We start from the raw sequence: 24,932 nt of genomic DNA, 5'->3' as shown, positions 1-24,932 counted from the left end.
CCACGGCACACGCGAAGGCCCCGGCAGTCCGAACGGACTGCCGGGGCCTTCGCGTGGAGGAACGCGCCTACTTCTCGTCGCCGGTTTCCGCTTCCGCCGACTCCGCGGCGGGCGCGGCATCGTCGCTCTCGGAGGAGGCCTCCTCGGCCGCGGGGGCCTCCGGGGTCTCCGCGACCTCCGCCGCCACCGCCGCCGACGTCTCCGCCGACTCCGCGAGGACCTCGTCGGCGACCAGTTCGGCCGCCTCCTTGGCCATGGTCAGCAGGACCGTGTCCTGCGGAGCCTGGTCCTCGAAGTTCTCCGGGTGGTGGCAGGCGACCTGCTGGCCGGGCTTCAGCTCGACGAGCTTCGGCTCGGTCGTCTTGCAAATCTCCGTCGCCTTCCAGCACCGGGTGTGGAAGCGGCAGCCGCTCGGCGGGGAGATCGGCGAGGGCACGTCGCCCTTGAGCAGGATCCGCTCGCTCTTTTCGTTCTTGCGCCGCGGGTCCGGGATCGGCACCGCCGACATCAGCGCCTTGGTGTACGGGTGCATCGGCGCCCTGTACAGCGACTCACGGTCGGCCAGCTCGACGATCTTGCCGAGGTACATCACCGCGATCCGGTCCGAGACGTGCCGGACCACCGAGAGGTCGTGCGCGATGATCACGTAGGTCAGGCCCAGCTCCTGCTGGAGGTCGTCCAGCAGGTTGACGACCTGGGCCTGGATCGACACGTCCAGCGCGGAGACCGGCTCGTCCGCCACGACCAGCTTCGGGTTCAGGGCGAGCGCGCGGGCGATGCCGATGCGCTGGCGCTGACCGCCGGAGAACTCGTGCGGATAGCGGTTGTAGTGCTCGGGGTTGAGACCGACCACCGACAGCAGCCGCTGGACCTCCTTCTTCACTCCGCCCTCGGGCTCGACGCCCTGGAGCTTGAAGGGGGCGCCGATGATCGTGCCGATGGTGTGGCGCGGGTTCAGCGAGGAGTACGGGTCCTGGAAGATCATCTGCACGTCGCGGCGCAGCGGGCGCATGCCGCTGACGCCGAGGTGCGTGATGTCCTTGCCCTCGAACTCGACCTTGCCGCCGGTCGGTTCCAGCAGCCGGGTGATCAGCCGGCCCATGGTCGACTTGCCGCAGCCGGACTCACCCACGACACCGAGGGTCTCACCGGCCCGGACCTCGAAGTCGAGGCCGTCGACGGCGTGCACGGCGCCGACCTGGCGCTGCAGCAGGCCCTTCTTGATCGGGAAGTGCTTCTGCAGTCCCGTCACCTTCAGCAGGGTCTCGCCGGCGGCGGCGTCCTTGGTGAGGGTGGCACCGTCGCTCTTCGCGGGAGTGGTCACGGCTTTGTCCTCGCTCACAGCTTCGGCGCAATCTCTTCGGTCCAGATACGCTCCCGCTGCTCCTGCGTCATGTGGCAGGCGGCCCAGTGCTGGCTGCCGACCTCGGTCAGCTCGGGGCGGACCGTGCGGGTGACGTTGTCCTTGGGGACGTCGGCGTACGGGCAGCGCGGGTTGAAGGCGCAGCCGGACGGGACGTTGATCAGCGAGGGCGGGGATCCCTTGACCGGGATCAGACGCTCCTGCTGCTCACGGTCCAGGCGCGGCATCGAGCCGAGCAGACCCCAGGTGTAGGGGTGGCGGGGCTCGTAGAACACCTTGTCGGCCGGGCCCCGCTCCACGCAGCGGCCGCCGTACATCACCAGGATGTCGTCGGCCAGCTCGGCGACGACGCCCAGGTCATGGGTGATGATGATGACCGCGGAGCCGAACTCCTTCTGCAGGTCCCGGATCAGGTCGAGGATCTGCGCCTGGACGGTCACGTCGAGGGCGGTCGTCGGCTCGTCCGCGATCAGCAGCTCGGGGTTGTTCACCAGCGACATCGCGATCATCGCGCGCTGGCGCATACCGCCGGAGAACTCGTGCGGGTAGTTGTCCACCCGCTTGTCGGGCTGCGGGATGCCCACCCGGTCGAGCATCTCGACCGCGCGCTTCTTCGCGGTCTTCTTGTCGACGTTGTGGTGGATGCGGTACGCCTCCACGATCTGCTGGCCGATCGTGTAGTACGGGTGCAGCGCGGACAGCGGATCCTGGAAGATCATCGACATCTCGCGCCCGCGCAGCTTGCGGACCTCGTCCGGGTCGGCGGACAGCAGCTCGGTGCCGTCCAGCCAGATCTCACCGGATATCTGCGCCTTGCGCTTGCCGTACTGCCCGGCGGTGTGCAGGCCCATGATGCCGAGCGAGGTCACCGACTTGCCGGAGCCCGACTCGCCGACGATGCCGAGGGTCTTGCCCTTCTCCAGCGTGAAGGAGAGCCCGTCGACGGACTTGACCAGACCGTCGTCGGTCGGGAAGTGCACCTTCAGGTCGCGCACTTCCAGGAAGGACGTCGGGGCGGGGGAGGTGCTCGTGGGCTCGCCCACGGCCGCTCCGCTCTTGCTCAGCTCGGTCATGTGAGCCTCACTCGGGGGTCGATCACGGCGTACAGGACGTCGACCACGAGGTTGGCGATCAGCACCGCGAGAGAAGTGATCAGGGTGACGCCCAGAATGATGGGCAGGTCCTGGGTCTTGATGGCGTTGAGCACCGCCTGGCCGAGGCCGGGCAGGCTGAACGTCGTCTCGGTCAGGATCGCGCCGCCGATGAGGGCGCCGAGGTCCATGCCGAGCATGGTCAGGATGGGGGTCATCGTGGAGCGCATCGCGTGCTTGCGGATGACGACCTGCTCCGTGAGGCCCTTCGCGCGCGCCGTGCGGATGTAGTCCTCGCCGAGGATCTCCAGCATGGTGGCGCGGGTGATCCGGGCGTACATCGCCGCGTACAGGAACGCGAGGGTGACCCAGGGCAGGATCATGCCGCCCAGCCAGCCGGAGAAGCTGTCGGTGAGGGGCACGTACTTGCCGTCGATCCAGCCGAGGCCGTAGCTGAAGATCGCGAGCGACAGCAGACCCGTGAAGTAGATCGGGAGGGAGACGCCGCTGAGCGCGATGACCATCGCGCCGCGGTCCCACAGGCTGCCCCGCTTGAGGGCGGAGAGCACACCGGCCGCGACACCGAAGACCAGCCACAGCACGGCGGCACCGAGCGCCAGACCCAGGGTCACCGGGAAGCGGTCGGTGAGCACGGGCCAGACGTCCTGCTCGGTACGGAAGGAGTAGCCGAAGCAGGGCGCGGCGCAGTGGGTGACATCGCCGCCGGCCGCGTAGGTGCGGCCCACGAAGATGCCCTTGAAGAAGTGCCAGACCTGAACGAAGATCGGGTCGCTCAGTCCGAGCTTCTCGCGCACCGCTGCCACCGACGCGGGGTCGGCCTGCTTGCCCACGAAGCTTGAGGCGATGTCCACGCCCGCCCACTTGGGGACGAGGAAGAAGATGCAGAAGACCACCAGGATGATGACCACCAGCATCACTGCGGCGGCGAAGAGCCGCCTGATGAGGTAAGCGAGCACAGCTAACGGCCCGCCGCAGGACCGCGGGCCCCCGGAGGTCTTCCGGTGGCCCACGGTCCCGCCGCGCCGGCCTTCACCTGCCTTTCGTGCCGTTCGGCGGGTGTGCCGGGTTTACTTCGTGGACTTCAGACCGAGGTTGACGAAGTCGTAGTAGCCGCTGTACGCGTTCGACGTGTAGATGTTGCCGACGCGCGAGGAACGGAAGTTCAGCAGCCGCTCGAAGGTGAAGGGCAGGTAGTACGCGCCCTCGCTCACCTTGTGGTTGATCTGCGTGGCGATCTGCGTCTTGCCGGCCTCGTCCTGCGTGGTGGTGTACTGGTCGAACAGGCCGTCGATCGTCTTGTCCTTGATCATGGCGAAGTTGTTGTTGCCGCTCTGCAGGATGTAGTGGCTGTTCCACAGCGGCAGGCCGTAACCCTGGACGGTCGGGAAGTCCGGACCCCAGCCCATGATGATGATGCCGAGCTTCTTCTTCGCCACGTTCGCGGGGGCGCCGATGATGCCGGAGCTCTGCGAACCGTCGTACTGGTAGATGTCGGCGTTGATGCCGACCTTCTTCAGCGACGCCTGCAGGGACGTGGCCGTGGCCACCTCCTGCGCCTTGTTGTTGCGGACGGCGATGGTGGTGCTGAAGCCGTTCGGCTGACCGCAGGCCTTGAGCTCCTGCTTCGCCAGGTTGGCGTTGCCGTTCTTGTTGGCACCGGCGATCTGGTACGGGTCGTACTTCTGGCCCTCGCCACCGGCGACGGACGGCGGGAGCATGTTGGTGCCGATGTCACCACCGGCGACCGGGCCACCGCGCGCGGTCTGGATCGACACGTGGTCGGCCGCGTAGATGACGGCCTTGCGGCAGTGGATGTTGTCGAACGGCTTGACCGTCTGCGGGAAGACCGCGTAGCGGATGAAGCCGGAGACCGGGTTGTCCAGGTTGCCCTTGTGCTGCTTCAGGGCGATCTGGCGCGCCTGCGGGCCGAGGCCCGTCTGGCTGGCGTCGATGTCGTAGTCGCCGTTGATCAGGCGCTGGTCGGAGTCGTTCTGGTTGGACGAGATGTCCAGCGTGATCTTGTCCGGGTACGCCTTGCGGATCGGGTCCGAGGACGCCTTCCAGCTGGTGTTGCGGACCAGGACCAGGCCCTTGCCCGGGCTGTACGACTGGAACTTGTACGGGCCGGAGGAGAAGGGGTGCAGCGTGTACTTGGCCTTGGTGTCCTTGTCCTGGCGGACCGGGGAGGACGCGACCATCGCCAGCACCTCGGGGAAGTCCGAGTTCGGCTTCGGCAGGTGGAAGACGATCGTCTTGGCGTCGGGCGTGGAGATCGCCTTCAGGCCGAGCTTGTCCGCGGAGGAGTCCTTGTAGGGACCCTTGTAGGTGTTGTTCGGGTCGAGCATCTGCTGGATGTAGATCGGACCGCCGGACAGCACGTCCTGCGCCCAGACGCGCTCGATGCCGTACTTGACGTCCTGGGAGGTGATCGGCTTGCCGTCCTCCCACGTGATGCCGTCCCGCAGGTGCAGCGTGTAGGTCTTGCCGCCGTCGGTGACCTCGGGCATGGCGGTGGCGAGGTCCGGGGTGAGCTTGGCGCCCTCGGCACCCGGCGCGGTCTTGTACGTCAGCAGCTGACGGCTGTAGTAGCGCGCGAAGTCCCACATGAAGCCGTAGTAGCCGCGCGTGGTGTCCCAGAAGTCGGCGTCCTGGGTGCTGACGAACTTCAGGGTGCCGCCCTTCTTGACCTGATCGGCCTGGGCGACCTTGTTGTTCGCGGCGTCGAAGCCGGCGGCGCCGGACGACGAACCCCCGTTGTCGTTGCCGCCGCCGCACGCTGCCAAGGTCAGCAGCCCGGCGACCGCGGCAGCAGCGGCCAACGCCTGCTTGCGCCGCCCTGAGGTGCGTTGGGTAGTCACGATCTCGGATCCTCCGGATTTGATGAGAGACCCCGTGTTGGTGCCACGGGACGCTTGTGCGGTACGGCGGTTCAGCGGGAGCCCTTCGGGTCGAGCGCGTCCCGCACGCCGTCGCCGAAGAGGTTGAAGGCCAGAACGGTGATGAAGATCGCTACACCCGGGACGATCATGTACATCGGGTCCGAGTCGTAGTAGTCGATCGCCGTCGAGAGCATCTGCCCCCAGGACGAGGTGGGCGGCTTGACGCCCACGCCCAGGAAGCTCAGTGCCGCTTCGGTCAGGATGTTGGTGGGGATCATCATCGTCGTGTAGACGATGATCGGGGCGACGAGGTTGGGCAGCAGCTCCTTGAACAGGATGTAGAACCGCCCCGCGCCCAGGGACCGGGCCGCCTCGACGTACTCGCGCTCGCGCATCGAGAGGGTCTGGCCGCGCACCACGCGTCCGATGTAGGGCCAGCCGAAGAAGCCGATGACCAGGATCATCACGAACACGCGCACGTTGGAGCCGGTCAGGCCCAGCATGTTGTCGGGCATGACGGAGACCAGCGCGATGATGAAGAGCAGCTGCGGGAAGGCCAGCAGACCGTCCATGATCCGGCTGATGATCGAGTCGACCCAGCCGCCGAAGAAGCCGGCCAGGATGCCGAGCACCGTGCCGAGGACGACGGCGACAATCGCGGACAGGAAGCCGACCAGCAGCGAGATCCGGGCGCCGTAGAGGATGCGGGCGAAGATGTCGCGGCCGTTGACCGGCTCGACGCCCAGCCAGTGGGTGCCGCTGACGCCGCCGAGGGACCCCTTGGGGGTGCTGAAGAGCGGGTCGATCAGGCTCTCGTGGTAGGCGTCCGGGTCCTGTCCGTACAGGCTGGCGATCAGGGGCGCGAACACCGCGACCAGGATGAGCAGGAGCACGATGATGCCGCCCGCCAGGGCGAGCTTGTCCCGCTTCAGGCGCTCCCAGGCGATCCGGCCCAGGGAGCGTCCCTGTACGGCCTTCGCGTCGGCGCTGGCGACCGCCGCTTCCTCGGCCGCGCTCGGGGCCGCTTCCGCGGTCGGCTCGTGCAATGGTGCCGTCATCAGGCAGGGACCCCTCTTCGATTTCAACCGGCGGTAGCCGGCCCGCACTTGCCGCTGTGGCGGCGTGATCAGTCCTCGTACACGGGGACGAAGTCCCCCTGGAGCGGGAGTCTTCAACGCTTTGGCGATCTGTTGCCAGACTTGGCGGTGAAAGGATGCGTAAACGTGATGCGGGCTGCAGGGTTCCGTTATCCGGACAGTGGGTAACGGGGGTCGGACGGGTTCTTTTCGGGCATTCGGCGCATCAAAGGATCTTACGGCGCCATCTACGCGCGCAGATCACCAGAGGTCCGGTCTGGACCAGAAGACATGTCTCAGTATGCGCCGTGCGCCGGCGGATAGCCGTATCCGGCCGCCGGGGCCTGGGCGGGCGCGGGCGCGTGGGCCTCGCGGTCGTAGAACGGGCGGGCGCTCGCCCGCATCCACAGCGCGATGGGGTCGTACTCGTCGGACATCGCGACGGTCGACACGGGCAGGCCGTCGGGGACCGCGCCGATGGACTGCTGCATCATCGCCCGCACCGAGTCCACGGCGGGCGGACTAGTGTCGTAGACGTCGAGACCGATGGCGAGATACGGCGCCCCGAGCGCCGGCTGCACCCAGGCGCGGCGCAGCGAGCGGACGGCCGGGGTGCGGTGGGCGTTCTGCGTGAGCAGGGCGTAGAACTGCGGGATCTCGATGGTCGGCTCCTGCAGCCGCAGCGGGCCGGCGGGCTGGCGCTCCAGGCCGGTGGCGATACGGCGCAGATCCGGCCAGGGGATGCCGACGCCGCCGCCCGGGGCGTGCGGGTTGAGCCAGAGGCCGAAGTGGTCGGGGTAGAGGGTGCGGGCCACGTCGATCCCGTCGACCACCTCGTAGGAGCGGTTCCAGCCGCTGGCGGAGAGTTCCTGGGCCGAGGTGACACACGGGGCGTAGCCGTAGCCGTCCACTTCCATGTTTCCGTACTGGGCGTCCGGAGCGCCCGCCTGGCCGTGCCACAGGAGCATCCAGATCTGGCCCTGGCCAGGGGTGGCGAGCGCCCTGAGCAGTGCCTCGTAGGCGTCGTAGCGCCCGGGCGTCACCTGGCGCAGCATCTGTTCGACGCCGCCGCTGAGGCTCGCGCTCACCTGACGTACCGCCCCTTCGAAGAGTTGCCCCGCATTGGGTGACAGCTTAAGCGCCTGGCTGCTCGGGGCCTGTTGTGCGTGCGCGAGCCCAGGTGTGGCGTTGCCCCCGCCGGCGGCGGCTCAGAAGTGATCCCTCGTATAGAAAGGGCGCACCCGGTCGCGCATCCAGACGGCCACCGGGTCGTCGGTCACGTCCAGCAGGACCAGGTTGACCGGCCACTGGGTGGGGATCCTGGTCACCGCCCGGCCGAGGGCCTCCAGCGGAAGCGCCCTCAGGTCGCCCTCGCGCTGGGAGAGTTCGACGCCCACGAACATCACCGGGTCCGCCGTCTCGATCGCGGCGAGGCAGCGGCGGGCCGTGGCCACCACGCCGACGGCGGCGAACTCCTCGGAGGCCGCGGCCAGGAAGTCGATCGGGTCGTCCTGCCAGTCCGGTTCGTAGAGCTTGACGCGGCCGCCCGAGGCGGGGCCGTCCAGGGCGGTGCGGCCGACGCGGCACAGCTCGGCGACCGCGGCCGGCGGAAGGGGGATGCCGACCACGCCGTCGGGGTTGACCGCGAGGCCCACCTGCGGGGGCAGACCGCGGGCGAACTCGACGGCCGGGGCGACGGTGTACGACAGATGGCCGCCGACCACCTGGCGGAACTGTTCCTCGGAGCTGAAGACCGGGACGTAGGCCTGGCCCTCGATCTCCAGCGTGGGCACGTCGAGGGGACCGCTGAGCGGACCGCCGCCGTTGGGCAGCGGGATCCACAGGAAGCTGCGGCCGAGCACCTCGATGATCCGGCCGCCCGCGGAGGGGATGCCGAGGGAGGCCGAGAGCACCTCCTCCAGTTCGTTGCCCGGCCAGCCGCCGTGCGGATGGGGGTGTGCCTGGGCGGGAAAGTCCGCGGGGAGATCCGCTGGGAAGTCCATCTGTGTCCGACCGTCTGCTGGGAACTGCTGGGAACCACTGCTGTGACCGGAAAGGCTAGCGGGTGGGACCGACAAGGGGTCAGCCCGTGAAGCCGATCCTGTTGAGGACGCGTGGGTGGGACCGACGCGGGGTCAGCCGGTGAAGCCGATCCTGGCGACGGCGTCCGCCGCGTCCCGGTCGAGCAGGACCGCCGAGCCGACGCCCTCGGGCAGCTCGCCCCGCTCCACGGAGCGGATCAGCCGGGCGGCCGCCGTGCGGTGGCGCAGGAAGGCGTAGCGGGAGACGCCCCGGCCGCGCTCGCGCTGGCCCGCCAGCGCCGCGTCCGGCGTGACGTCCAGGAGCAGCAGGTGCAGCGTGCCGCCGCGGCGGCGGGCCTCGCGGGCCAGCCAGCCGCGGACCCAGGACTGCGTACCGCAGTCGTGCACGACGACCCCCTCGCCGCCGCGCACGGCCCGGCGCAGACCGGCGTAGTGGGCGAGGCGGACCAGAGGGCGGTAGAGCGCGTACGGCAGCGGGGCCGGCAGCCGGCGCTCCCAGCGGTCGCGGGCGTCCTGCGAGTCGACGCGGGCGCCCCTGACCGCGCGGGCCATCAGCGTGGACTTGCCGCTGCCGGGCAGGCCGGTGACGACGACGAGGTCACGGGGTCCGAAGAGCAGGGCGTGCGGGCTGCGGCCCGAGCGGTCGCGCAGATCGCGAACGACGGGGGCCGGGAGCTCGTCGCACCGCTCGCGGGCCGGGGCCGAGGGCTGCCGAGGCAGCGTGAGAGCCGAGGTCGTGGCGTACGCCGTGGGCCTGTTCACCGTGATCGTCCTCCCTGCGGGGTCAGGAAAGCTTCTCCCCACTGAATGTAAAGAGAAGGTAATGCACGGCGTCTCGCGGTTCCGTTCGGTTCCGGCCACAGGCCCGTCACAAAGAGCGGTCTGACGCGAGCGGACGAGGCGTGCAATGATGTGCGCGCCAACTGCATACCGGCCGTTTGAATCCGCGCGGGAGAGTCCCCAGTACGCGAGTAGGTCTACGTCGCTGGGGCGCCGAAGGAGCAAGTCCCTCCCTTGAATCTCTCAGGCCCCGTTACCGCGCGGGCGAGGCACATCTGAAAAGCGGGCCGCCGTGCGGTGGCCCCACCCACGGTGCAAGCCCGGTCATTCGCGTGATCAGGGCGAACCTCTCAGGTACCGATGACAGATGGGGAGGAATGACCTCGCCCTGTCCCGTCATGCCCTGGGAGACGACCGTCCGATGAGCAGCACCGAACTCCGCCGTACCGCGCTCGATGCCCTGCATCGTTCGCTGGGTGCGACGATGACCGACTTCGCCGGCTGGGACATGCCGTTGCGCTACGGCTCCGAGCGCGACGAGCACCTGGCCGTGCGCACCCGGGCCGGCCTCTTCGACCTCTCCCACATGGGCGAGATCACCGTCACCGGCCCGCAGGCCGCCGCCCTGCTGAACCACGCCCTGGTCGGGAACATCGCGTCCGTCGCCGTGGGCCGCGCCCGCTACACCATGATCTGCCGGGCCGACGGCGGGATCCTGGACGACCTGATCGTCTACCGGCTCGCCGAGACCGAGTACCTGGTCGTCGCCAACGCCTCCAACGCCCAGGTCGTGCTGGACGCGCTGACCGAGCGCGCGGCCGGCTTCGACGCCGAGGTGCGCGACGACCGGGACGCCTACGCCCTCATCGCCGTCCAGGGCCCCGAGTCGCCCGGGATCCTGAAGTCCCTCACCGACGCCGACCTCGACGGCCTCAAGTACTACGCGGGCCTGCCCGGTACGGTCGCCGGCGTCCCCGCGCTGATCGCCCGCACCGGCTACACCGGCGAGGACGGCTTCGAGCTGTTCGTGAAGCCCGAGCACGCCGTCGAGCTGTGGCAGGCGCTGAGCAAGGCGGGCGAGGCCGCCGGCCTGGTCCCCTGCGGGCTGTCCTGCCGGGACACCCTGCGCCTGGAGGCGGGCATGCCGCTGTACGGGCACGAGCTGAGCACCGAGCTGACGCCCTTCGACGCCGGGCTCGGCCGGGTGGTGAAGTTCGAGAAGGAGGGCGACTTCGTGGGCCGCGAGGCGCTCGCCGAGGCGGCCGCCCGCGCCCAGGAGAACCCGCCGCGCGTCCTGGTCGGCCTGATCGCCGAGGGCCGCCGCGTCCCGCGCGCCGGGTACCCGGTCGTGGCCGGCGGCGAGGTGATCGGCGAGGTCACCTCCGGCGCCCCCTCCCCCACGCTGGGCAGGCCGATCGCGATGGCGTACGTCGACGCGGCGCACTCGGCGCCCGGCACGCCCGGGGTCGGTGTGGACATCCGAGGCAGCCACGAGCCGTACGAGGTCGTGGCACTGCCCTTCTACAAGCGGCAGAAGTAGAGACTGTGCGGAGCGGCACCGCTTCGGGGTCCCGCCGCCCGCCGCCCATCCACGTCCCCAGCAGTCCCCCCGGCATTCCTCATCACCCCGCGTACAGGAGAATTCAGGCCATGAGCAACCCCCAGCAGCTGCGCTACAGCAAGGAGCACGAGTGGCTGTCGGCCGCCGAGGACGGCGTCTCGACGGTCGGCATCACCGAGTTCGCGGCCAACGCGCTCGGCGACGTCGTCTACGCCCAGCTTCCCGAGGTGGGCTCCGCCGTGACCGCGGGCGAGACCTGCGGCGAGCTGGAGTCGACCAAGTCGGTCAGCGACCTGTACTCCCCCGTCACCGGTGAGGTCACCGAGATCAACGAGGACGTGGTGAACGACCCGTCCCTGGTCAACTCGGCCCCCTTCGAGGGCGGCTGGCTCTTCAAGGTGCGCGTCGCCGAGGAGCCCGCCGACCTGCTCTCCGCCGACGAGTACACCGCCCAGAACGCCGGCTGAGGAGTCGAGGCCGCATGACCGTCCTGAACACGTCCCTGCACGAGCTCGACCCGGAGATCGCCGCCGCGGTCGACGCCGAGCTCGTGCGCCAGCAGTCCACCCTCGAGATGATCGCCTCGGAGAACTTCGCTCCGCTCGCGGTCATGGAGGCGCAGGGCTCGGTCCTCACCAACAAGTACGCGGAGGGCTACCCGGGCCGCCGCTACTACGGCGGCTGCGAGCACGTCGACGTCGCCGAGCAGATCGCCATCGACCGTCTCAAGGAGCTGTTCGGCGCCGAGTACGCCAACGTCCAGCCCCACTCCGGCGCCTCCGCCAACCAGGCCGCCCTGTTCGCGCTGGCCCAGCCCGGCGACACCATCCTCGGGCTCGACCTCGCCCACGGCGGCCACCTCACCCACGGGATGCGGCTGAACTTCTCCGGCAAGCAGTTCGACGTGGTCGCCTACCACGTGGACCCGGCGACCGGACTCGTCGACATGGCCGAGCTGGAGAAGCTGGCCAAGGAGCACCGGCCGAAGGTGATCATCGCCGGCTGGTCGGCGTACCCGCGGCAGCTGGACTTCGCCGAGTTCCGCCGGATCGCGGACGAGGTCGAGGCGTACCTGTGGGTCGACATGGCGCACTTCGCGGGCCTGGTGGCGGCCGGGCTGCACCCGAACCCGGTGCCGTACGCCGACGTCGTCACCTCCACCACGCACAAGACGCTCGGCGGTCCGCGCGGCGGCATCATCCTCGCCCGCGGCAAGGACTTCGCGAAAAAGCTGAACTCCTCCGTCTTCCCGGGCTTCCAGGGCGGTCCGCTGGAGCACGTGATCGCGGCGAAGGCGGTGTCCTTCAAGGTCGCGGCGAGCGAGGAGTTCAAGGAGCGCCAGCGGCGTACGGTGGACGGTGCGCGCATCCTCGCCGAGCGGCTGACGGCGGCAGACGCCCGAGCGGCCGGGGTGAACGTCCTGTCCGGCGGCACGGACGTGCACCTGCTCCTCGTCGACCTGCGCGAGTCCGAGCTGGACGGACAGCAGGCCGAGGACCGTCTCCACGAGGTCGGCATCACGGTCAACCGCAACGCCGTCCCCAACGACCCGCGGCCGCCGATGGTGACCTCGGGCCTGCGGATCGGTACGCCGGCCCTGGCAACCCGCGGCTTCACGGCCGAGGACTTCGCCGAGGTCGCGGACGTCATCGCCGAGACGCTGAAGCCGTCGTACGACGTGACGGCGCTGAAGGCCCGGGTGAAGGCGCTTGCCGACAAGCACCCGCTGTACCCGGGTCTGAACAAGTAGTTCCCCGGTGGGGGCACCCGACGACGTGTGCCCCCACCCTTTTCCAAGGAGTTCCCGTGGCCATCTCGGTCTTCGACCTGTTCTCGATCGGCATCGGCCCGTCGAGCTCCCACACGGTGGGACCGATGCGTGCGGCCCGCATGTTCGCCCGCCGCCTGCGCAACGAGGACCTGCTGGGCTCCGTCGCGTCCGTGCGTGCCGAGCTCTACGGCTCCCTGGGCGCGACCGGCCACGGCCACGGCACCCCCAAGGCGGTGCTGCTCGGCCTGGAGGGCGTGTCCCCGCGGACGGTGGACGTCGAGACGGCGGACGACCGGGTGGAGCAGATCAAGGAGTCGGGCCGTATCCGGCTGCTCGGCAGCCACGAGATCCCGTTCTCCTTCGACGACGACCTGAAGCTGCACCGCCGCAAGGCCCTCCCGTACCACGCCAACGGCATGACGCTCTGGGCGTACGACGCCTCGGGCGCCGAGCTGCTGTCGAAAACGTACTACTCGGTGGGCGGCGGGTTCGTCGTCGACGAGGACGCGGTGGGCGCGGACCGGATCAAGCTGGACGACACCGTGCTGAAGTATCCTTTCCGCACCGGTGACGAGCTGTTGCGCCTGACCAACGAGACCGGTCTGTCGATCTCCTCGCTGATGCTGGAGAACGAGCGCGCCTGGCGCACGGAGGACGAGATCCGGGCCGGCCTGCTGGAGATCTGGCGGGTGATGCGGGAGTGCGTGACGCGCGGAATGTCCCGCGAGGGCATCCTGCCGGGCGGCCTGAAGGTCCGCCGCCGGGCCGCCGTCTCCGCACGTCAACTCCGGGCGGAGGGCGAGCCGTTGGCGCACGCGATGGAGTGGATCACGCTCTACGCGATGGCGGTCAACGAGGAGAACGCGGCGGGCGGCCGCGTGGTGACCGCCCCGACGAACGGCGCCGCGGGCATCATCCCGGCCGTGCTGCACTACTACATCAACTTCGTGCCGGGCGCCGACGAGGACGGCGTGGTGCGCTTCCTGCTGGCCGCGGGCGCGATCGGCATGCTCTTCAAGGAGAACGCGTCCATCTCCGGCGCCGAGGTCGGCTGCCAGGGCGAGGTCGGCTCGGCCTGCTCGATGGCGGCGGGCGCCCTTGCCGAGGTGCTCGGCGGCTCGCCCGAACAGGTCGAGAACGCGGCCGAGATCGGCATGGAACACAACCTCGGCCTGACCTGCGACCCCGTCGGCGGCCTCGTCCAGATCCCCTGCATCGAACGCAACGGCATGGCCGCGGTGAAGGCGGTCACGGCGGCGAAGATGGCGATGCGCGGCGACGGCTCCCACAAGGTGTCCCTGGACAAGGTCATCAAGACGATGAAGGACACGGGGGCGGACATGTCCGTCAAGTACAAGGAGACGGCGCGGGGCGGGCTCGCGGTGAACATCATCGAGTGCTGAACTCCCCTTTGCCGTACGGAAGTCGACGTACCCCTTAGGTCTACCGCCCAGTAACCGCTACCCCCTACGCTTCGGCCAACTCGGCCAAGGCGAAGGGGAATTGACCCATGCGGGTGGTGAGACGGCTGGCGGCGCTCGTGGGTGCGGCCGCCATGCTGGTGATGGTGCCCGGTAACGCGCACGCGGCGTCGCCTACGTTCGCGCAGACGACGACGATCGGTACGCACAACGCGTACGAGAAGGACAAGTACACGTACTGGGCGCAGGCGTTGGACTCTGGTGCCTCGCTGCTGGAGCTGGACGTGTACGCGGACAGCCTCAACCGGCGCTGGCGGGTGAGCCACAGCAACCCGCTCGGCGACAACAACAACTGCGAGTACGCCAGCAAGCCCAGCGAGCTGTACAGCAAGAACCGCAACCAGGACCTCGGCAGCTGCCTGGACAACATGGCGGCCTGGGAGCAACTGCACCCCGACCACGCGCCGATCGTCGTGAAGGTCGAGATGAAGGTGGGCTTCAACAACGACGTCGGTCTCGGTCCCGACGAGTTCGACACCCTGGTCTCGCAGAAGCTCGGCAACAGCGTCTACAAGCCGGCCGATCTGCTGGGCTCCTCGTACTCCACGCTGGACGCGGCGGCGAAGGCGAACGCCTGGCCGACGCGGGACCAGTTGAAGGGCAAGTTCATCTTCGAGCTGATCCCGGGCACGGTGGAGGAGTCCAACCCGTTCGACCACTACTGGACGGACGAGGAGTACGGCGACCATCTGCGCGACCTGTACGTGGCGGGCGACATCTCGGCGGCGCAGGCCTTCCCCGCGGTGCTCGGCGCGGCGAACGGCGACCCGCGCACTTCCCGCTACGACACCTCGATCCGCCCGTGGTTCGTCTTCTTCGACGGTGACGCGGCGACCTACGTCAACAGCGGCTACGACACGTCGTTCTACTCCACGAACCACTACATCCTGATCATGACGGACGCGTACGGCGTCTCACCGGCGATCTCCTCGACGACCCCGACGGACGCCGAAGTGGCCGCCAGGCTGGCGCTGTTGGCGGCGGACCACGCGAGCGTGATCACCTCGGACTGGTCGGCCAAGTCGGCGTCCGTGCTGAGTTCGGTGGCCGCGAGAAGTTGACGTCCTAAGGTATGGGGTGCCGCAAACTCCTGTCCCCACGACGGAACTTCAGGGAGTCCCCCCATGCTGCACGGTATCGACGTCAGCGCCTACCAGTCGTCCTCGTACGCCACGGACGGCCTCTCCTTCGCCTTCGTCAAGGCGACGGAGGGCCGTTCGTACGTCAACCCGAGACTGACGGCCCAGACCAAGACGGCCCGCGAGGCCGGCCTGGTCGTCGGCTTCTACCACTTCCTGTGGCCGGGCAACCTCGACGCCCAGGCCGAGTACTTCGTCCAGCACGCCCAGGAGAGGGCGGGCGACATCCTCGCCGTCGACTGGGAGACGACCAGCTCCGGCACCCACGCGAGCAACGCGGAGAAGGACCGCTTCATCCGCAAGGTGAAGGCCCTGCGCCCGAACAACAGGGTCATCCTTTACTGCAACCGCGACTTCTGGCTCAACATCGACGACACCTCGTACGCCGGCGACGGCCTCTGGATCGCCGACTACGTCACGGCGGGCAAGCCGCGCATCAAGGCCAAGTGGCGCTTCCACCAGTACACCAGCGAACCGCACGACAAGGACGTCGCCGACTTCGCCGACAAGGCGGCGCTGAAGAAGTGGGCCGCCGAGGGCTGAGCGGCCCACGGAAGGATCAGCCGCGGAAGTCCGCCGGGCGGTCAGGGGAGGCCTCTGCCAGGGCCTTGGTCACTCCGTCCACGCCCTCGCGCAGGCCGTAGACCGGGGTGCCCGGCTGCTGGCGCCAGGAGTCGGCGAGGGTGCCCGCGTCGACCGTGTCGAAGCCGAGCTGGTCGATCAGGTCCCGTACGACGCGCTTCGCGGCCTCGTCGTCGCCGGCGACCGGGAGGGCCATGCGGTCGGGGTCGCCGGCCGGGCGGGGCCGGTCCAGGATGTCCTGGGCGTAGGTGCCGTTGAAGGCCTTGATCACGGTGTGCCCGATCTGCCGCGCGGTCCAGGCGCTCTCCGTCAGGCCCTCGTCCTCGATCCCGGCGATCCGGCCGTCCCGCTGCTGCGGGTAGTAGTTGCCGGTGTCGATCACGGCTACGTTCTCCGCGGCGCCGTCCAGCAGCCCGTCCGGCAGGGCGGGGACCGCCTTGAGCGGGACCGTGACCACCACGACCTCGGCGCCCCGCGCCGCCTCCTCGGCGCGCACCGCCGTCGCGCCGGTCTCCTCGGCGAGCGCGGCCAGCGTCTCGGGACCGCGCGAGTTCGCGACGGAGACGTCGTGGCCGAGTGCGGTGAGCCGCCGGGTGAGGTTGCCGCCGATGTTGCCCGCCCCGATGATGCCGATCTTCATGACTGGCCCTTCCATGGTCGATGCACACGCATACGTCTGAGGGGCGTCAACCTGGGCGGTCCGCGGACTATTCCGTGGGGCGGGCCGGACGGGGGAAAAGAAAAGGGGGCGCCCGGCGGCGCCCCCTTCACCGTGCGCGTCACTTGTTCAGGTAGGCCCAGAACTCGTCGAACGACAGGACCTTGTCGCCGTTCAGGTCACGCGTCTTGATGATCACCTCGGCCACCGACTCGGTGACGTTCCAGTCGCCCCCCTGGGCGAGAGCGGCCTTGAACTCGGCGGCGGTGATGACCCCGTCGCCGTCGGTGTCGATCCGCTCAAACTCCTTGCGCGCTGCTTCGATGTCCGCCACCGATCCGCCCCTTTTTGTCGCGTTTCCTCTGTCTTACCGGCGTACTGCCGCAGGTCAGACTAACCGCCCGTGCGCGCCCGCAGTGCGGCCCCCACCCAGGCGAACTCGTCGGCGTAGGTGTGCACGGGTGTCCCCTTGAGGATGCCCAGCAGTTCGCGGTAGCGGGCGAGCCTGGGGTTGTGGGTCGCGTCGACGCGCTCCAGGACCGCGGCACGGTCGGCGTCGCCGAACAGGTCCCGCAGGACCTGGTCGGCCTCGGGCGACTCGGGCTCGATCCCGCGCTCGCGCGCCTTTCCCACCAGTTCGACCAGCCGCTTGGCCAACCACCTGGACGCCCCGGCGGGCGTGTCGGGGCCCCGCCCTGCGTGGTTGAGCTCGGCCGCCCTGCGCATCTGCGCGCGGAAGTCCGGGTCCTGCACCAGCTCCGCCAGCTCCACCCAGGCGTCGACCTGTTCCGGCGTGGGGTCGTCCGGCAGGTTGACGGCGGTGTTCCGCATCCGCTCCCGGATGTCGGGGTCCGCGAGGTCCAGCCCGTGGAACATCTCCTCCACGAACTCCTCCATGATCCGCCTGCGTTCGGCCGCGGACAGCCGCGCGAGTTTGTTCATCAGGGTCATCTCCTCCGCACTCGAGCCACGTCGTGCCACGGTCGACAGCACCGCGCGGGTCACCCTCAGCGAGCGGATCTGCGCGTCCAGCGCCGTCACGTGCGCCGCCGCGACCTCCGCCACCGTCCGCTCGCCGTCCAGCACCCGGCGTACGTCGGTGAGGCCGAGCCCCAGCTCGCGCAGGGTGCGGATCAGTTCGAGGCGGGCCGCGGACTCGGCGTCGTAGAGCCGGTAACCGCCCGTGGAGCGGCCCACCGGGGTGAGGACGCCCTCGTCGGACCAGTAGCGGATGGTGCGCACGGTCAGCCCGGTGGACCGTGCCAGCTCGCCGATGGTGAAAAGCCCGGTGCTGTCGTCGATCATGTCTGCGAGTCTGGGCCTTCCAGTGGGTGGAGACTCAAGGAGCGCCGTCATGGAGACCTTGCGGGACATTCTCGACGCGGCGGCCCGCGGTGTCCTCCCGCCCGCGGACGGCAGCACGACGGTCGTACCGCAGGCCTGCGAACGGGACGCGGGTGTCCTCGCGTTCACCGCGCACGCCGTCGTCTTCACCGACGAGGACCCCGAGTGGGTGTACGACGCCCTGCGCGCCACCGGCTGCGACGCGCTCGCCGCGCCGATGAACCCCCGGTTCCTGGCGGCGTTCATCGAGCGCACGGGCCGTACGGCCGAGACCATCGACGCGATGCTGGTCGGCGGGCCGCTGCCGGGTGAGCCGCCGGTCGCGCTGCGGGAGATCGAGGACGGCGCGCATCCGCGGATCGTGTACGCCCGCGGCCGGCGCGACGACGTGCGCGCGTGGACGACGGACGGCGGGGTGCTGGTGACGGGTCGCGGGATCGGCGGCCGGCTCGAGGTGTCGGTCGAGGTCGACGCGGCGGTACGGCACCGGGGACTTGGCCGGTCGCTGGTGAGGGCCGCCCGGCATGTCGTCACCGAGCCGTTGTGGGCCCAGGTCGCGCCGGGGAACGCCCGCAGCATGCGGACGTTCCTGGCGGCCGGCTACCGGCCGCTGGGCGCGGAGGCGCTGCTGCTCCGGCGCGGCTGAGTCAGCGGAAGATGCCGGTGTGGCCGAGGGAGTAGCGGCCCGGCTGGGGGTAGACCGCGAGGCCGTGCGGGCCGCTGCCGACCTTGATGCGGGCGAGTTGTTCGCCGGTTCGGGTGTCGATGGCGTACACCTCGGCGTTGTAGCGGCCGGACAGCCACAGCACCTTGCCGTCGGCGGAGACGCCGCCCATGTCGGGGCTGCCTCCGTGCGGCAGACGCCACTTCTTGGTGAGCCTGTTCTCGGCGAAGTCGAAGACGGAGATGGTGCCCTCGCCGCGGTTGGAGATGTACATCTCGCGCGAGTCGCGGCTGATGTAGAGGCCGTGGGCACCCCTGCCGGTGGGCAGGAAGGACGGCTTGGCGAAGGTGTCGCCGTCGAGGATCCACACGCCGTCGGCCATCATGTCGGCGATGTAGAAGCGCTTGCCGTCGGGCGAGATCTTGACGTCCTGCGGCATGGAGCCGTGGTACGGCAGCTTCTGCTGCCCGATCACCTTCATCTGCTCCGTGTCGACCTTCAGCAGTTCGCCGCTGAACTCGCACGAGACGATGAAGTAGCGGCCGTCGGCGGAGAAGTCGGCGTGGTTGACGCCGTAGCAGCTGACCGGGACCGACTTCACCCGCTCCATGGTGTGCGCGTCGCGGAAGACGAGCTGGCGGTCGAGGGAGGCCATCACGATGGCGTACTTGCCGTTCGGCGTGAAGTAGAGGTTGTACGGGTCGTGGACGTCGACCGGCTTGCCCGCCTTGCCCGTGCGCGGGTCGATGGGGGTGAGGGTGTTGCCGCGGTCGTTGTTGACCCACAGCGTCCTCATGTCCCAGGAGGGCACCACGTGCTGGGGCTGGACGCCGACCGGGATCGTCTCGACGACCTGGTACGTCTTCGGGTCGATGACCGAGACGGTGTTGGAGTTGGTGTTGGGGACGTAGATCCGGGACGGGAAGTCCCGGACGACCGGGGAGAGCCGGTTCGGGCGGTCGGCGGCGTACACGTCCCTCGGGTCGAGGACCGGGGGCATGCCGGGCAGCCCCGGGACGGCCTTGCGCTGCGCCGGGGCGACGGGCGCCTTGCTGCCGAGCGCCTCGTCCTTGTGCCCGCTCGAGCCCTGGGAGCAGGCCGCCAGGGAGACGAGGGCGACGGTCACGACGAGGGCGTGGGCGATTCGGGTGCGCTGCATCAACTGAACAACTCCGTGGTGGTCACCGCGGCCAGGCCGCGGTGGGCGAGTCCTTCCAGTACGGCGGGGAGGGCGGCGACCGTGTCCGGATACCCGAAATGCATACTCACCACGGAACCGCCCCGCACCTCGGCCAGCACCTTCCGGGTGATGGCGGCGGCGCCGGGCCGCGTGTAGTCGAGCGAGTCGACGTCGTACGACAGGACATGCGGATACCCGGCGTCCCGGGCCAGACGGGCGACCAGGGGGGAGGCCTGCGGGGCGCGGGAGGGGCGGAACCAGGTGCCGATGGAGCCGGTGAGGTGCCGCAGCCGGTCGGCGCACGCGGTGATCTCGGCCCGGGCCTGGGCCTCGGGCATCGTGTCGATGGCCAGGTGGCGCTGGGTGTGGTTGCCGAGGTCGTGGCCGCCGTCAAGGATGCGGCGGGCGATGTCCGGATGCTCGTCCAGCCAGGTGCCGACGGCCAGCACGGTCAGGTGTGCGCCGCGCTTCTCGGCCTCGGTCAAAAGGGAGTGGGCGATGGCGGGGTCGCCCTGCCCGTGGAAGGTGAGGGCGACCCGGGGACGGGTGCGGGGGCCGTGGGTGAGCTGGGCGGGCCGGCCCGGGTAGCGGCGGGGGCCGGGGGCCGCCTCCGGGGCCCGGGCCGAGGGGTCGGGGGACGTCGTGGGCGACGCGGAGGACGCGGGATGTGCGACGGCGCCGTGCGTGGCACATGCGGCGGTGAGGGCGCCTGCGGCGAGGAGGCCGGCACCCCTGCGCAGGGCCGTGCGGCGGTCGGTCGGGGTCACCCGCACCATTTAAGGGGCGCCAGGTAAGAAAACGGCTGATTGCCGCGATTGGGGACAATGTTCGGGTCGCGGCGAGCATGATCCGCCCCCGCCACACCCCGGACCCCGTGGCCACGTGAGGGAGAAGTCGCGCGGGTGCTAGCGGTCGGCGACGCGCATTTCGAACCAGGTCGTCTTGCCGCGTGGGAGCAGGTCGACGCCCCAGCGATCGGCGAGCTTGTCGACCAGGAACAGGCCCCGGCCGCTGACGTCCATGTCCTGAACCGGCATCAGGCAGGGCAGCCCCCGGGAGGGGTCGCGGACCTCGATACGGATCCAGCCGCGCCGGCGCCGCATGCGCAGGCCGAACACCCGGGCGCCGGTGTGCCGGACGGCGTTGCCGACGAGTTCCGAGACCAGCAGGACCGCGTCCTCGGTCATCTTCGGGGTGAGCCCCCAGTGCCGGAGCACCACGACCTGGGCGAGCCGACGGGCGGTCGCCGCGGACTCCGGGCGGGACGGCAGGGGGACCTCGGCCTCGGTCGGGTTGCCGAACAACTCCAGCGCCTTGAGCGCTCGTTCGTCCTCCACCGCAGGCGACCAGCGCGCCGCGGTCGCACGGCTCTGTCCCCGCGGCTGTTCGATGCCCTCCAGCCCCGCCATGCCCCCATCATGGCCGCCCACGGCGCGCTCCGGGGCCGTTCCGAAGGAATAGACCCCCCGGAACCCATCATTCCGAACCTGCCGATCGGCATATGCCAACGGCAGTTCGACGGCCTCCACAGCCTGCCCGACCTGCGACGAAGACTCAACCGAAGGCAAGCGACGGGCCCCCTCGGCAAGGCAGACTTAAGGTTGCCTTAAGGCTCCCATAAACCGCCCCATCGAGGGACCCCGGGTCAGACACCGTGTCAATTGCAAGGGGTTCAGAGGAACTTCGCCTTGCCGGGGCCCTCCTCCACGAAGCTGCGCATGCCCCGCTCCCGGTCCTCGGTGGCGAACAGGCCCGCGAACCAGTTCCGTTCGACCGCGAGCCCGGTCTCGATGTCCGTCTCCAGACCGGTGTCGACCGCCTCCTTCGCGGCCCGCAGCGCGAGCGCCGGGCCCTGCGCCAGCCTCGCCGCCCACTCGTGCGCGGCGGAGTACACCTCGTCGGCCGGGACGACCCGGTCCACCAGACCCAGGGTCAGCGCCTCGTCCGCCTTGACCATCCGGCCGGTGAAGATCAGGTCCTTGGCCTTGGACGGGCCGATCAGCCGGGACAGCCGCTGGGTGCCGCCCGCGCCGGGGATCAGGCCGAGCAGGATCTCCGGCTGGCCGAGCTTGGCGTTGTCCGCGGCGATCCGGTAGTCGGCGCACAGGGCGAGCTCGCAGCCGCCGCCGAGGGCGTAGCCCGTGATCGCCGCGACCACCGGCTTGGGGATGCGGGCGACCGCCGTGAACGAGTCCTGCAGGGCGCGGGCGCGCAGGACCATCGCCATGTGGTCCATGTTCTGCATCTCCTTGATGTCCGCGCCCGCGGCGAACACCTTCTCCCCGCCGTAGACGATCACGGCCCGGACGTCCTCACGCCGGGTCGCCTCCTCGGCGAGCTCCTTCAGCCGGTCCTGCGTGGCGACGTCCAGGGCGTTCATGGGCGGCCGGTCGAGCCGAATGGTGCCGACGCCTTCGGCGACTTCGAGATTCACGGTCATGGAGGCAGGTTAACGGGGACTAACGGCAACGGCCCCGGTGCCGTCGCTCACAATCGGCCGGGGGTCTGGGGGTTGTCCCCACAATCGGCCGGGGGTCTGGGGGTTGTCCCCCAGGCAGACACAGCACGGGGACCGACGGCAACGACCCCGGTGCCGTCGCTCACACCGGGGCCGTACGTCGGCGGTCGTCTACTTCTTCCAGTCGCTCCAGGACATGTTCCAGCCGTTGAGGCCGTTGGCCGGGTCGACCGTCTTGTCGTCGGAGTTCTTCACGGTGACCACGTCGCCGATGATGGAGTGGTCGAAGAACCAGGCGCCCGGCACACCGCGGTCGTAGCCGCCGCGCTCGTCCCGCAGGCCGATGCAGCCGTGGCTGGCGTTGTAGTTGCCGAAGGCGTCGCCACCCCAGTAGTTGCCGTGGGCGAAGGTGCCGGAGTCGGTCAGGCGCATGGCGTCCGGGACGTCCTTGATGTCGTACTCGCCGCCGTAGCCGACCGTGTCACCGTTCATACGGGTCACCCGGAGCTTCTCGCTGATGACCATCTGGCCGTTCCAGGTGTCGTAGCCGGGCTTGCCCGTGGTCACGGGCAGCGTCTTGAAGACCTTGCCGTCGCGCATCACCTTCATCGTGTGCTTCTTGACGTCCACGATCGAGACCTGGCTGCGGCCGATGGTGAACTTCACGGTCTTGGCCTGCTTGCCGTAGACCCCCGGACGGCCTTCCACGCCGTCGAGGTTGAGGCTGACGGTGACCTTGGTGCCGGACTTCCAGTACTGCTCGGGCCGGAAGTCGAGGCGGTCGTTGCCGAACCAGTGGCCCTCGACGTCGACGGCCGGCTCGGTCTTGATGCTGATGGCCTTCTCGACGTCCTCGGGATGCGTGATGCCCCGGGTGAAGCGGATCGAGAACGGCATCCCGACGCCGACCGTGGAGCCGTCCTCGGGGGTGAAGCTGCCGATGAAGGTGTTCTTCGGGGTGAGCGTGGTGAAGCTGGAGTCCTCGGCCGCCTGCCGGCCCTCGGAGTCCTTGGCGACCGCGTGCACGGTGTACTTGGTGGACGCGGCCAGATGCGTGGCCGGCGTCCAGGAGGCGCCCCCGTCGGTGATGGACCCGGATATCGCCTCGCCCTTGGCGTCCTTGACCTCGACCTGCGTCAACTTCCCCTTGCTCGCGGTGATCTTGAGGGCGCCGCTGGTGTCGACGGAGGTCGCGCCGTCCTTGGGGGCGATGGCGACGACCGCCTCGGACTGCTTGCTCTGCGCGCTGTCCGCGCCCTTGCCCTTGCCGTCGCCGGCACCCGCCCCGGCCCCGGAGCCCGAGCCGCCCCCGCCGCACGCGGTGACAGTGAGCAGCAGGGCGCCGAGTATCAGCGCCGAGACCTTCTTGCTCCCCCGCCCGCGTGCGCCCACCGACGCCCCCGATATCGGTCGCACGTTCAACTGGTTCTCCCCTCCCGGGCCTGGTCAGGCCCCACCCCTGTGCGCCAGGCGAGCGCATTGGCGCATATTAACCGCGAGGTTTTGAGATTGGTGTCAGCCGAAGGTCACCGTTCTGTCGCAACATCAACTGCCCGCTTTCCACTCCTTCCACCCCATGTTCCACCCGCCGAGTCCGTTGTCGGGAGCGACCTTTTTGTCATTGCTGTGGACGACCTCGACGACGTCCCCGACGAGACTGCGGTCGAAGAACCAGCCGGCGGGGGTGTCGGAGCCGCCTCCCTTGACGTCCCTGAGCCCCACGCAGCCGTGGCTGACGTTGACGTGCCCGGGGGCGTCCGGCGCCCAGTAGTTGCCGTGGACGAAGGTGCCGGAGTCGGTCAGGCGCATGGCGTGCGGGACGTCGGGGATGTCGTACTCGCCGCCGAAGCCGACCGTGCGGCTGTTCATGCGGGTGACCTCGAGCATCTCCATCACCACCATCTTCCCGTTGTAGGTGGTGTGCTTGGACGAGCCGGCGGTGATGGGCACGGTCGCCAGCAGCGCGCCGTCCCGCCGCACCTCCATGGTGTGCCGGGCCGCGTCGACCAGGGAGACCTGGCTGCGGCCGACGGTGAAGGAGAACGTCTTGTACTGGATGCCGTAGACGCCCCGCGCCCCCTCGACGTCCCGCAGCCGCAGATCGACGGTGACCCGGGTGCCGGGCTTCCAGTAGTGCTCCGGGCGGAAGTCGAGGCGGTCCTTGCCGAACCAGTGGGGGCGGATCTCGACGGCCGGGCGGGCGGTGACCCGGATGGCCCGCTCGACGGCCTCGCGGTTGTCGATCTCCCGGTTGAACCCCAGGGAGACGATCATCCCGGTGCCGACGACCGCGCGGTTCTCGGGGGTGACGTATCCGACGAACCGCTCGTCGGGGACGTAGGTGGTGAAGGTCGTGTGCCGCGCCGATCTGCGTCCGTGGCCGTCCAGCGCGACCGCGTCGACGGTGTACTTGGCGGCCAGCGCCAGCCGCGGGTCGGTCGGCTCCCAGCGCAGTCCGTCGTCGGAGACGCGGCCGGGGACGTCGGTGTCCTGCGCGTCCTGGGACCTGACGACCTTCACCGACTCCAGGCGCCCGCTGGGCACCCGGACCATCAGCCGCCGGTCGGGGCGGACGTCCTTGCTGCCGTCGTCGGGGGTGACGCGGATGACGTCCTCGGGGGCCGGGGGTTTGCCGAGCAACTCGTCGATACCGCCGCCACCGTGCGAAGTGCAGCCGGCCAGCAGTCCTGCCCATGTCAGTACGGCGGCCAGCGCGGCCCCCGCGCGCCGTGCGCGCCTGTGTGCATGCCTCACGGACTCCCCAACGATCAGGCACGCCCTGGGGAAACGTGAGTGCGAGGCAAGGTCTGGGCAGAACTGTGGGGAGGGCGACGCGAAGGGG

The 24,932-nt window shown here is 69.7% G+C and carries 24 protein-coding genes and 1 riboswitch; of the genes, 7 read left to right on the top strand and 17 right to left on the bottom strand.

Going from position 1 to position 24,932, the window contains the following annotated elements:
* Positions 1–67 precede the first annotated feature (67 nt).
* The 8 genes from ABZZ74_RS28405 to ABZZ74_RS28370 all read right to left on the bottom strand — a co-directional run bounded on the left by ABZZ74_RS28405 (position 68) and on the right by ABZZ74_RS28370 (position 9,234).
* Positions 68–1,324 carry a dipeptide ABC transporter ATP-binding protein gene (locus tag ABZZ74_RS28405; RefSeq protein WP_356769614.1) on the bottom strand — a complete coding sequence of 419 codons (1,257 nt, stop codon included), beginning with the start codon at positions 1,322–1,324 and terminating at the stop codon, positions 68–70.
* A 14-nt stretch (positions 1,325–1,338) separates the two neighbouring features.
* Positions 1,339–2,436 carry an ABC transporter ATP-binding protein gene (locus ABZZ74_RS28400; RefSeq protein ID WP_133046672.1) on the bottom strand — a complete coding sequence of 366 codons (1,098 nt, stop codon included), beginning with the start codon at positions 2,434–2,436 and terminating at the stop codon, positions 1,339–1,341.
* Positions 2,433–3,431: an ABC transporter permease gene (locus ABZZ74_RS28395; RefSeq protein WP_356769612.1), complete on the bottom strand. Its 999-nt coding sequence runs from the start codon at positions 3,429–3,431 to the stop codon at positions 2,433–2,435. The genes ABZZ74_RS28400 and ABZZ74_RS28395 overlap by 4 nt, the downstream gene beginning before the upstream one ends.
* Positions 3,432–3,542: 111 nt before the next feature.
* Complete coding sequence (locus ABZZ74_RS28390) at positions 3,543–5,333, bottom strand: ABC transporter substrate-binding protein (protein WP_356769610.1); 1,791 nt, start codon at positions 5,331–5,333, stop codon at positions 3,543–3,545.
* A 71-nt stretch (positions 5,334–5,404) separates the two neighbouring features.
* Positions 5,405–6,412: an ABC transporter permease gene (locus ABZZ74_RS28385; protein ID WP_356769608.1), complete on the bottom strand. Its 1,008-nt coding sequence runs from the start codon at positions 6,410–6,412 to the stop codon at positions 5,405–5,407.
* A gap of 314 nt (positions 6,413–6,726) precedes the next feature.
* Positions 6,727–7,485 (bottom strand): enhanced serine sensitivity protein SseB C-terminal domain-containing protein, encoded by a 759-nt coding sequence (locus ABZZ74_RS28380; protein ID WP_356769752.1) that lies wholly within the window; start codon positions 7,483–7,485, stop codon positions 6,727–6,729.
* Between the two features lie 153 nt (positions 7,486–7,638).
* Positions 7,639–8,433, bottom strand: a complete 795-nt coding sequence (locus tag ABZZ74_RS28375; protein WP_133046668.1) for an enhanced serine sensitivity protein SseB — start codon at positions 8,431–8,433, stop codon at positions 7,639–7,641.
* 132 nt (positions 8,434–8,565) lie between these two features.
* Positions 8,566–9,234, bottom strand: a complete 669-nt coding sequence (locus ABZZ74_RS28370; protein ID WP_133046667.1) for an AAA family ATPase — start codon at positions 9,232–9,234, stop codon at positions 8,566–8,568.
* Between the two features lie 177 nt (positions 9,235–9,411).
* Positions 9,412–9,521: riboswitch (glycine riboswitch) on the top strand.
* 152 nt (positions 9,522–9,673) lie between these two features.
* Here ABZZ74_RS28370 and gcvT point away from each other — a divergent pair.
* The 6 genes from gcvT (at position 9,674) to ABZZ74_RS28340 (ending at position 15,747) form a co-directional block, all read left to right on the top strand.
* Positions 9,674–10,792 carry a glycine cleavage system aminomethyltransferase GcvT gene (gene gcvT / locus ABZZ74_RS28365; RefSeq protein WP_356769605.1) on the top strand — a complete coding sequence of 373 codons (1,119 nt, stop codon included), beginning with the start codon at positions 9,674–9,676 and terminating at the stop codon, positions 10,790–10,792.
* A 110-nt stretch (positions 10,793–10,902) separates the two neighbouring features.
* The gene (gcvH, locus tag ABZZ74_RS28360; RefSeq protein ID WP_240864476.1) at positions 10,903–11,280 is read left to right on the top strand and encodes a glycine cleavage system protein GcvH; all 378 of its coding nucleotides are present in this window, start codon (positions 10,903–10,905) and stop codon (positions 11,278–11,280) included.
* A 14-nt stretch (positions 11,281–11,294) separates the two neighbouring features.
* Positions 11,295–12,563: a serine hydroxymethyltransferase gene (glyA, locus tag ABZZ74_RS28355; RefSeq protein ID WP_356769603.1), complete on the top strand. Its 1,269-nt coding sequence runs from the start codon at positions 11,295–11,297 to the stop codon at positions 12,561–12,563.
* Positions 12,564–12,619: 56 nt separating this feature from the next.
* Positions 12,620–13,987: an L-serine ammonia-lyase gene (locus tag ABZZ74_RS28350; RefSeq protein ID WP_356769601.1), complete on the top strand. Its 1,368-nt coding sequence runs from the start codon at positions 12,620–12,622 to the stop codon at positions 13,985–13,987.
* Between the two features lie 107 nt (positions 13,988–14,094).
* Positions 14,095–15,126: a phosphatidylinositol-specific phospholipase C domain-containing protein gene (locus ABZZ74_RS28345; protein WP_356769598.1), complete on the top strand. Its 1,032-nt coding sequence runs from the start codon at positions 14,095–14,097 to the stop codon at positions 15,124–15,126.
* 63 nt (positions 15,127–15,189) lie between these two features.
* Positions 15,190–15,747, top strand: a complete 558-nt coding sequence (locus ABZZ74_RS28340) for a glycoside hydrolase family 25 protein (RefSeq protein ID WP_356769596.1) — start codon at positions 15,190–15,192, stop codon at positions 15,745–15,747.
* 16 nt (positions 15,748–15,763) lie between these two features.
* Here the strand turns inward: ABZZ74_RS28340 and ABZZ74_RS28335 are convergent, their stop codons facing one another.
* The 3 genes from ABZZ74_RS28335 to ABZZ74_RS28325 all read right to left on the bottom strand — a co-directional run bounded on the left by ABZZ74_RS28335 (position 15,764) and on the right by ABZZ74_RS28325 (position 17,749).
* Entirely contained in the window at positions 15,764–16,426 is a 663-nt protein-coding gene (locus ABZZ74_RS28335) for an NAD(P)-binding domain-containing protein (RefSeq protein ID WP_356769594.1), read from the bottom strand.
* Between the two features lie 139 nt (positions 16,427–16,565).
* A complete protein-coding gene (locus ABZZ74_RS28330) occupies positions 16,566–16,778 on the bottom strand; it encodes an EF-hand domain-containing protein (RefSeq protein WP_133046657.1) in 213 nt (70 codons plus the stop codon).
* Positions 16,779–16,837: 59 nt separating this feature from the next.
* Positions 16,838–17,749, bottom strand: a complete 912-nt coding sequence (locus tag ABZZ74_RS28325) for a MerR family transcriptional regulator (protein WP_356769591.1) — start codon at positions 17,747–17,749, stop codon at positions 16,838–16,840.
* A 49-nt stretch (positions 17,750–17,798) separates the two neighbouring features.
* Here ABZZ74_RS28325 and ABZZ74_RS28320 point away from each other — a divergent pair, with 49 nt between their 5' ends.
* Positions 17,799–18,434: a GNAT family N-acetyltransferase gene (locus ABZZ74_RS28320; protein ID WP_356769589.1), complete on the top strand. Its 636-nt coding sequence runs from the start codon at positions 17,799–17,801 to the stop codon at positions 18,432–18,434.
* A gap of 1 nt (position 18,435) precedes the next feature.
* On the opposite strand, the gene ABZZ74_RS28315 is transcribed toward ABZZ74_RS28320, so the two are convergent.
* The 6 genes from ABZZ74_RS28315 to ABZZ74_RS28290 form a co-directional block, all read right to left on the bottom strand.
* Complete coding sequence (locus ABZZ74_RS28315) at positions 18,436–19,611, bottom strand: hypothetical protein (RefSeq protein ID WP_356769587.1); 1,176 nt, start codon at positions 19,609–19,611, stop codon at positions 18,436–18,438.
* Positions 19,611–20,408 (bottom strand): polysaccharide deacetylase family protein, encoded by a 798-nt coding sequence (locus ABZZ74_RS28310; RefSeq protein WP_356769585.1) that lies wholly within the window; start codon positions 20,406–20,408, stop codon positions 19,611–19,613. Before ABZZ74_RS28310 ends, ABZZ74_RS28315 begins: the two co-directional genes overlap by 1 nt.
* A gap of 129 nt (positions 20,409–20,537) precedes the next feature.
* On the bottom strand, positions 20,538–21,146 hold the full coding sequence (locus ABZZ74_RS28305; RefSeq protein ID WP_356769750.1) for an ATP-binding protein: 609 nt from the start codon (positions 21,144–21,146) through the stop codon (positions 20,538–20,540).
* Positions 21,147–21,304: 158 nt separating this feature from the next.
* Positions 21,305–22,072 (bottom strand): enoyl-CoA hydratase-related protein, encoded by a 768-nt coding sequence (locus ABZZ74_RS28300; protein WP_356769583.1) that lies wholly within the window; start codon positions 22,070–22,072, stop codon positions 21,305–21,307.
* Between the two features lie 189 nt (positions 22,073–22,261).
* A complete protein-coding gene (locus tag ABZZ74_RS28295) occupies positions 22,262–23,512 on the bottom strand; it encodes an Ig-like domain-containing protein (RefSeq protein WP_356769581.1) in 1,251 nt (416 codons plus the stop codon).
* 123 nt (positions 23,513–23,635) lie between these two features.
* Positions 23,636–24,844: an Ig-like domain-containing protein gene (locus ABZZ74_RS28290; protein WP_356769579.1), complete on the bottom strand. Its 1,209-nt coding sequence runs from the start codon at positions 24,842–24,844 to the stop codon at positions 23,636–23,638.
* Between the last annotated feature and the right edge of the window lie 88 nt (positions 24,845–24,932).

This window comes from Streptomyces sp. NPDC006476 (genome assembly GCF_040612015.1).
Classification (GTDB): Bacteria; Actinomycetota; Actinomycetes; order Streptomycetales; family Streptomycetaceae; genus Streptomyces; species Streptomyces griseorubiginosus_B.
Note: the sequence above shows the minus strand (reverse complement) of the source record. Positions and strands in the feature narration are given on the sequence as shown.